This is a genomic window from Paenibacillus sp. GCM10023250 (assembly GCF_042653205.1).
Taxonomy (GTDB): Bacteria; Bacillota; Bacilli; order Paenibacillales; family Paenibacillaceae; genus Paenibacillus_Z.
Map to the genome: position 1 here is coordinate 1 of NZ_JBHSHY010000076.1, position 9,116 is coordinate 9,116.

Genomic DNA, 9,116 nt, shown 5'->3' on the forward strand with positions numbered 1-9,116 from the left:
GACAAATGCTGCTACAGCTATCCGTTTTCTTCCCCGATCGCGTTGGTCAGCACCTGAGGTAGGGGGCGGAGTCCCCCTCCATCGCAACACCCTTAAAATTCGTTTACACAAAATTATTGACAGACCCTTATACCTATACTTTAACCACTCAACTATTATCTCCAAATGGAGGAGAAACAATCGATGCATTAACCACTATTCAATGGCTGGCAGGTGAAGATCCTAATAAACCACAGTCAGGTTTGCAATATCAGGTTCAGTTTTCTGGAGACGGTGGATCTACATGGAAAGATCTTATTTCACTTTCCTTACCGGGAGCTACGTCGGCTAGTGTGGATTTTCGAACCATTGCACCATCTACAAATGCACTAATAAGGATCCGAGCTTTTAATGGATCCACCTATGGAGCCTGGGATCAATCAAACGCAGTATTTACAGTTCGCCATTTAGCGACGACATATGAGTACGATCAAGCAGGAAGATTGGTTTATGTCTATCTTACGACTGGAAAGAAAATAACCTATACGTATGATAATAACGGTAATTTACTTTCAAAAGTAGTATCCTGATTCGTTACAGGTTCATGGCAGTAGAATTTTAAATAAGGTGGAGATAACTTGGCAATTTCTTATAAAAAGCTTAGATATCTGGTTGGTTTCTTAGTTATTTGTTTGCTTGTTACAACAACAAATTATCAATCTTGGGCAGAATCAAATGATATTAATAATGAAGCAAATCAAGAGGTTATTCAAGAGATTACTCCAAGCCCTATCTATACAGATAATTATACAGAGCAGCTTAATTTTGAGGATTCAGAACGACAATGGATTAACGACCATATTAATCTCGGACTTGAACAAAACGCAAATCGGCTTGAAGAAACGGATACCAGTGCAACTCCACTATCAGAGGAACTTGTTAGTTCTCAAGAAACAAGTAACCGGGATTTAACAGAGCGGTTAATACGGCTTAAACAACAAGAATTAAATGAAGCCCTGGCGAAACAAAATGAAGAGTTGACCGGATTGAATTTGGAGGCAGTCTCTACTGAAACGCAGGTTAGTGAGGCGGAAATCCAACAAAAGCTTGATCAAGGATTTACACTGGAAGAAGCAACCAGTGGTACACAATCTGCAGAAGGCAGCCGTGTCATGGGAGCAGCAGAACCTAAGACGGTCATAAATACGTCCGAAACTGCTGAAAGCCAGATTGCATCCGATTTAGGCGACATTGATTTAACGGTAACGAATGATTTTCAAACGGAAGCCTTACCACCGCAGCCTGAAAAGCCAAATCTTGAACTGTTGAAAATTAAAGGCGATGAGGCTCCGTATAAAGTTAGCCAGGATACTGAGGATGTATCCACTGTATCCGGCACATTGTCTTTTACCGAACCAGACCTAACTCTTCCCGGCCGTAATGGGCACAGTTTTACGCTGACTCGTTCCTATGACTCGGGTGCATCGCAATTATACGAAGCCGATGTTAAAGAGAATGTATCTAGTGTACCGATCTATAACATTAACACGAATTATCAAGTAGATGTGTCTGGCAATGTGTACTATCTAAACTATAACTATCATGTATTAAATGTGAAGTATAAATGCAGTGATAATTCTTTTGTCTTGCAAGAGAGTGAGTGGTTTGATCCATCAACGCCTACTCAAAGATCGTTTTCATCTGAAAGTGAACGCGCCAGCTTTTATAATTCCTTAGCACCATACAAAGAAGAAGCGGGGCCGAATTACTGTTCGACCGCTGACCGCTACTATGTCCATAAATATTATTTAAATCCGGCATTTACTTCAACTTATCAATACTTAAGAACAGAAACCGCTAGTGAATTGGATGGTCCTTATCTTCTATTTGACGCACAAGATGCAGTAACTGAGTTTAATAGTAGAAAAGGAACATTGGCATTTAGTCGATCGGATGCTAATAACAGTTATAGCTATAAGTATGATTCTGCTTCTTTAATTACAACCCCTATTGATACATATGATCAAGTTTCGTATTCGAATAATATTGTTGATTCTAAAAATCAAAAGCGAGCGCCGCTGGGAATCGGCTGGTCGTGGAACATTCCGTACTTGACCTTTGATAACGAAACGTACATTCATCTGGCAGACGGCGGTTCATATCAAGTTGAAGCAGGCGTACTAAAAGGATACCCGTGGAAGGATCTAACCTTAGCAAGTGATACTTCGGTCACGGTTAATGGGCTGAAATCTGCTCAAGTCTTGCGAAATAGTATTACGGGAGAAAAACAGTATTTTGATGATAAAGGGAAAGTGCTGCAGATTTCCGATGCATACAACAACAATACGTCCTTTCAGTATGCAGATGTTTCTCCTTATGGGACGTTATTAACTCAAATTACGGATGCGATCGGCAATCAAATTAATATTCAATACACATCTTCCGCGGTTACGCTCACGATGGGAGATCGCCAGGTCATCTACAAGAAGACAATTCAAAATGGCAAAGAACTACTCACGCAGGTCATTGATCCCTTAAACCGGAAAACAACCTATGATTACGCCATTGCCACTGCAAAGTTTGACTTGCTCTCGACGACACCAACGACGCTTAACCCCTACGCTTTAATTACAGGTGTCACGTATCCGACTGGAGCAAAGTCCGTCTATGAATATGAGGCCACACCGGTCAAACGGTATACAAGTGCGAGCTCTGTAAATGAAGCCTATCGATTGGCTGTACGTAAAGATGTTGTTACGTACTCCGACCAAACTACTTCAGAAGCGAACCGCATGGCTTTTATTTACCCGAGTGATATGGGGAGTTCCTATAACGTCGATATGAATTTTACCACGAAGACCATTCGTGGGCAGATTGAAACGCTCTACACGTACAAGAAAGACTTCATCGATAATCAGACACCTCCAATGATTTATAATACCAATATTGAAGCATCCGATTTGACCATTAAACGGATAACCAACAATACATTCGATGAAGTAAGACGAATTCCAACTCCGATTTCCACAACATCCTATTATCGTTCAACGTCTGCACAATCGGAACCGATCATGGATTCAAAAACGTTTGATGATTATGGCAATATACTCACGCGTACAAATGCGTTAAATAAAACGGCCACATTTACGTATGATCCTACAACGCACTTTAAATTAACCGAAACGTGGCCGGTCTCAGCTACTGATTCTCTGTTTGTTGATATGATTCGTAACGCTCAGGGAGATGTGCTGGATTACAAACTGAAATTAAACAATGCGGCAGGTGCTGTACTCCAGCGGTCGACGTACGATTATGACGGCTTTGGGAATGTGGTTGCGACAACGGACTTTGATACAGCAAGACAAGCCGTAACCACGTATGATTATGATCCTTCCTACGGATCCGCATATCTGACAAAAGAAACCACTCTCTACAAAGATGCTGACGGGGTTCAACAGAGCAGCAGCACCTCGGCTACGTACGATAAACTATCCGGAAACATACTGACCTACACGGATGGTCGATCTTACAAAACATCGTACCAGTACGATAAGCTGGATCGTTTGACGAAAGTAACCAATCCGAATACTTCTTGGAATAGTCTTGTTTACGACGATACAAATAACCAAGTGACTCAAACCGATGAAGTAGGGGTGCAAACAAGAGCCACTTGGGATGGCTTGGGAAGGCAAATAAAAACTGAAATCTATGAAAAAGAACCCACTGATTCAGCACCAAGCTTCAAGGCGAAGAGCAAAACCGGTTATGATGCTTTAAGCCGAAAGGCTTGGGATGAAGATGCTTCTGGAGATCGTACGGCATACACTTACGATAATTGGGATCGGCTTATCCGAACCACGAATGCCGATTTAAGTTTTAGTCAAGTGGTGTATGATGACATTCTTCATACTATAACTGAAGTGGACGAAGAAAATAATCCCGTTAAAAAGCAATTGGATCGTCTTGACCGTGTCACAAGTGAACAGGAATTAGTAAATGGTTCGTACGTAACGAAACGGAGTACTCAATATGATGACGCGGATAACATTACCCAGACTTCGACTTTCGATGCCCCAGGTGTAGAGAATGTTACCAAGTACTCCTATGATGTGTTAAACGAATTGCGCAGCGTAACCACACCTAAGAATGAATTATTTACGTATGCCTATGATCAACTTGGCAATTCTACTGGCGTAACCTATCCAGACAATAAAAAATTGATTAAAGAGTACGATGAAGTAGGAAATCTAATTAAGTATACCGATGAAGCCGGTAAACTGAAGAAAATGTACTACGATGCTGAAGGTAATCTGTCGAAGCTAATTGATCGCAATAACAAAACCTTTACGTATCAATACGACAGCCAGAATCGCTTGCAGTATCGTTATGGTCCAAGTGAGACGGTAAGTTATGTGTATTACCCAGATGGAAAACGTAAAACGATGGCGGATAAAACCGGTACTACCCAATATGATTACGACTCCTATACCGGGTTGCTTAAAAGCAAGACATATCCAGATGGAAAGACAGTCCAATACACCTATGATTTACGAGGGAATCGAACAGGATTAACCGATCCTTTTGGAAGAGCAATTGCCTATTCGTATGATACGGTGAATCGCATTAGCACCGTGAAAACGGATAATCAATTATCCGCGACTTATGCGTATTATCGAAATGATAATATCAAGACAATTACGCATGGGAATAACTTTACTAGCAATTATGTATATGACGGTTTGGACCTCAAATCACTTCAACATAAAAAAACAGACGGGACAGTAGCTAACTCTTTTGACTATGAAAGCGATTGGAGCAGCAATGTAACAAAGCGTACAGAAAACGGAACGATCAATAATTATACTTATGATAAATTAGGACAAGTGCTGACGAACACCCAATTTCATGAGACCTACGGTTACGATGCAAGAGGAAATCGAACAAGTCTAATATCAGATGCGACACCTTCGATTGATAATTTCAACTACACGTATGATGAATGGAATCAATTAACAAAGGTCACCGACAAAGATGCTGCCACTGTCAGTTACACGTATAATGGTGATGGTCAACTCTACGAACGGACTGCTGGTGGTACTAAAACCCGGTACTACTGGGATGACCAGCGCCTGATTGGGGAAGCGACTGTTAGTGGTACGACGATTACTCCGAAAGCCTCTTATGTATATGGCATTGGATTACTTGAACGCATTGATGGCAACAATCTAACAAGAGCGACCTATTTGTTTAATGGCCATCAAGATGTTGTCGAACTAAGAGATAATTCAGGTACAGTGTTAAATAAGTATACCTACGATATCTGGGGCAGACCGTTGAGCGTAAGTGAAACGATCGATAACCCGTTCTGGTACTCATCCGAATATTGGGATAAGAAGACTGGATTACAGTATCTTCGGGCGAGATGGTATAATCCAGAGACAGCTAGGTTTACAAGTGAGGATACGTTTGAAGGTGAACTAAAGAACCCGAATAGCTTAAACTTATACGTGTATGCTCTAAATAATCCGCTAAACTATAGTGACCCAACTGGTCATGCTGCAACAAAATTTCAATATGATTATCGGGGGGGAGCCCCGGTACCAAGAATGCCTTCAATGGGTGGAGGTAGTGCTGGGGCAAGTACCATACGAACGACCCCTACTAAGGTAAATAGAGGACCAGCAAATGCTAAAATAAAGATTAACAATGGAACGGGAAAAAAGGTTCCTAATCCAAACGGTAAAAAGGGAGGAGCGGCGCATCAACAAAAAACACAAGAAGTTGAAGATGATATCAGATCAAGAGATTTGACTCCAGTAAGAGAACAGGAATACGACACTAAAGGAGGATACAAATCCAAGAGATATGCAGATGTTGTTGCGGTTAATAAAAACAATGAAGTTGTAGAAATTCATCAAGTTGGTAAAAAGAATAAAAACGGCACTCCAGTTTCAAGAGAAAGAAAAGCAATACAAGACATAAAAACATCAAAGAATTATCCTGCAGGCGCGAGCATTCATTTTCATGCATACAATTAAGAGGGTGATCTAATTGGGTAAACAATTTGGATTTATTATGGACAATGTAGATGAAAGCGAGTTTGTGGAATTTATTCGTAAAGAAGGGGAGATTTATTTTATAGGTAACTTGCAACGTCCAATTGTAATTATTGAGCTCCCACCAAAGTTCTCGTGCAACGGTTGGTTTCAAGTTCATTTGCATAAACAGAATTTTGGCCAAATGGTATTTCACAAGCTAAAGGACGGTAGGGAGACAATTAATTCCACTACAACTAATGTAATTGAATTTTTAAGAACTTCTGTTAATACAGATAAGAAAGAAATAAGTAAGGGTAGACTTTGGGTTGAAATGAAATATTATGATCAGAAAGGTGAATTGTTGGAAAAACCTAAAGAGCTCAATGAATGGTACAATAATTTGGTTAAGTATATTAAAAATAAGTTATCAAAGGTGGAAATCGAATCTGGTGGAAATGTAATGGTGGTATACATATCTGCTAGTCTTTTAGCACTTCTGAATGACGGATATGTCGTACGATAATTATTCAGTAATGAAAGAAGAGAACGATCGAGTACTCATATCCACGTCAAGTGGACTTTTGAAAAAGAGGTAATTAAGCGGCGATTGCGTTCCTGAATTTCCACAGGAGTGCGATCGCCTATGTTTTCTGGGGTTGTTCTTTGATGTAGTGTTATATGTACTCCGTAAAAATGTCTGACCTTTTTTTTGCCACGGAATACGTATGTCATGAACAGTCCATTACGATATACTGATCCAACTGGACATAAGCAACACATGTTGAATTATGGTGGTGGCGATGAATACTACCGGCCAGCAGTATCGCAAGCCGGTGGGGGTTCAGGCGGTAGTGGTGCTGGTGCTCGTTCTCTGCCGCAATCAGCAAGCAGAGGCTCGGCAGGCACAAAAATAAAGATTAATTCTGGTAAGATCAATCCCAATTGTGTTGAATGTAAAGTTTCAAAGAGTAAATATCCTGAAGCGGCTCAGCATATAGAGGATGCAATAAAAGACGGACAGCCTAGCATATTAACCATTAATCGTGGAGGAGCCAAATCTAACAGGAGTGAGTCTCTAAAAGGACAAAACAAGGTATCTGGTAAGGACTTAGATGAGTATCCCCCTGCAATGTTTAAAGAGGGCGGGAAAGGAGCGAGTGTCAGACCTATATCCCCTTCAGATAATAGGGGGGCTGGATCATCAATGGGGCATCAACTACGGCAATATCCTAACGGAACTAAAGTCAGAATTGCAATCGACTAAGTATTATATGATGAGGAGGGATATTAAATGAGATCATTGAATGAACTCATTGATGAATCAGAATCTAGTTGGTTATTATTACAGAAATGGGTTTCTGAAGCGACTAATAAAGTTGATCTTTTAGCTGCGAATCCAATTGTAGCGAAGGAGGTCTTGTATAAGTTACAAGTGTCAACTAAATCCATATTGGGGACAGTTGCGTATTATACTGGCGGTATCCTAGTAGATGATGGTTGGCTAAGGCTTTTAGCTTCAAGTGCCAGCCAATTGCATAGAAACTTGGTTACATGGAATGAAGTAGACTCAAATGGGAAATGTTTGAGATTACCTTCGTCATTATTAATTGCTGATGATGCAGTTGGTGGTTTCTTTGCACTCAATGGTGGGGCTTTCAACGGTGATATGGGGGGAATATTTTATTTTGCGCCCGATACTTTGGAATGGGAGAATCTGAATATGAAATATTCAGATTTTGTGAATTGGGTTTGTGTGGGAAATATACAAAAATTCTATGAGACTTTTCGTTGGAATGGATGGAAAGACGATATCCAGGAAATGGCCGGAGATAAAGGTGTCTTAATTTACCCATACTTATGGGCAGAAGGCCAACCTGTTTCAAATCGTGCAAGATCAATAGTGCCAATTGAGGAATTATGGGATATTAATTGGGCAAACAAAGAAAAATTAGGTATTTAATAATTTTATTAGACCTTGATGTTTAACTAAATGAGCGCCTCGATATGTTGGGTTTGTCCATAACACATCAGGGAGGCGCTCTATTTCTTATTGGCAAAGTGCCATACGAACGACCTACTATCAAAAATTACACATAGCATTAATTCAACATGGTGTGAAGGGGTATTAAGAAGAGCATCACAAAAACATAATACCGAAGAGTAAAGGTGGTCGTGTAATATCCACCGACATCAAAATAGGATAAAGTCGAATCATATGTCGGAGGATTGGGAAATGGATACTTATGAGATTATTTGGACTAGAGAGCAGTTATGGAAAGGTTGTATTCTTGCCTCTATTGCTCACGCAATTATGGTTGCGCATTATCCGGAAATATCACATGAACATTCATGGGATGGAATTAACTATTCTGTTCAGGACAGCGCAGGTACGCGTGGGACAATTACTTTTCACACACAATATTGTGTAGCGGCATTTCGCGATGAGCGAAGTAGCCGGATCTCATCAGGTGATGCAGGTAAGTATTTTCTTAGTGCTCCATCAAATATAGTTGAGTTAGCAGAAGAGGAAGCACTACAATACTTACTCGATGACATTAATGGACAATCAACTCCTCTAATTACAACAGCTTTTTGGAGCGATGGAGAAAAGTTGTATTCGCACGATTCCTTTCCTGAGATGCTTAGAAATGGTGGGGATATTTTAGAGATCCAAGTCATGGACATTGATTCAGCAATTAAATCCTGGGTTGATTATTATGATATGAATGTAGAACAAGTGAAGTTATTAAGATCAATTTATGAGAAAAAGATCAGTAATCCTAATCAGGAAATGAAGTTGTCGGAAGTTGAAGTCGCTTTAATTAGTAGTGATGATCAAGAGGGTTTGGGTGAAAGCAAAATCTCATTTGAAGAAATGGGTATTTTGTTAGAGGTTTAGGTATCTGACTACAGTACGTGTTTAAATTACACCTTTACCCTGCATAAATGGTATTATCTCCTGCAAGTAGACATGGAGTTGTCAATAAAAGTGCAGTTTGAAAACACACTCATTCAGAAATCCCGCTACTAAGCTGCTTGTGTCAGCATTCTTTCGCGATAAACAGATGGCGGCCACCCCCCTGGATTAGAGGTGTAGAT

Annotated in this window: 6 protein-coding genes; all 6 read left to right on the forward strand. The window is 40.3% G+C overall.

Annotation, left to right across the window (positions count from 1 at the left end; all coding sequences use genetic code 11):
• The first annotated feature begins 116 nt into the window (after positions 1–116).
• The 6 genes from ACFPB1_RS27090 to ACFPB1_RS27115 all read left to right on the forward strand — a co-directional run bounded on the left by ACFPB1_RS27090 (position 117) and on the right by ACFPB1_RS27115 (position 8,916).
• Positions 117–569, forward strand: coding sequence for an RHS repeat domain-containing protein (locus ACFPB1_RS27090; protein WP_379229325.1), 453 nt, complete (start codon positions 117–119; stop codon positions 567–569).
• A 48-nt stretch (positions 570–617) separates the two neighbouring features.
• A complete protein-coding gene (locus ACFPB1_RS27095) occupies positions 618–6,017 on the forward strand; it encodes an RHS repeat domain-containing protein (RefSeq protein WP_379229326.1) in 5,400 nt (1,799 codons plus the stop codon).
• A 13-nt stretch (positions 6,018–6,030) separates the two neighbouring features.
• Complete coding sequence (locus ACFPB1_RS27100) at positions 6,031–6,540, forward strand: hypothetical protein (RefSeq protein ID WP_379229327.1); 510 nt, start codon at positions 6,031–6,033, stop codon at positions 6,538–6,540.
• A 207-nt stretch (positions 6,541–6,747) separates the two neighbouring features.
• Entirely contained in the window at positions 6,748–7,281 is a 534-nt protein-coding gene (locus ACFPB1_RS27105; RefSeq protein ID WP_379229328.1) for a NucA/NucB deoxyribonuclease domain-containing protein, read from the forward strand.
• A gap of 27 nt (positions 7,282–7,308) precedes the next feature.
• Complete coding sequence (locus ACFPB1_RS27110; protein ID WP_379229329.1) at positions 7,309–7,977, forward strand: DUF2625 family protein; 669 nt, start codon at positions 7,309–7,311, stop codon at positions 7,975–7,977.
• 273 nt (positions 7,978–8,250) lie between these two features.
• Complete coding sequence (locus tag ACFPB1_RS27115) at positions 8,251–8,916, forward strand: hypothetical protein (protein ID WP_379229331.1); 666 nt, start codon at positions 8,251–8,253, stop codon at positions 8,914–8,916.
• The last annotated feature ends 200 nt before the right edge of the window (positions 8,917–9,116 follow it).

Coding starts and splice junctions, on each gene's coding strand:
- ACFPB1_RS27115 (WP_379229331.1), top strand. CDS start 8,251: ATGGATACTTATGAGATTATTTGGACTAGAGAGCAGTTATGGAAAGGT.
- ACFPB1_RS27110 (WP_379229329.1), top strand. CDS start 7,309: ATGAGATCATTGAATGAACTCATTGATGAATCAGAATCTAGTTGGTTA.
- ACFPB1_RS27105 (WP_379229328.1), top strand. CDS start 6,748: ATGAACAGTCCATTACGATATACTGATCCAACTGGACATAAGCAACAC.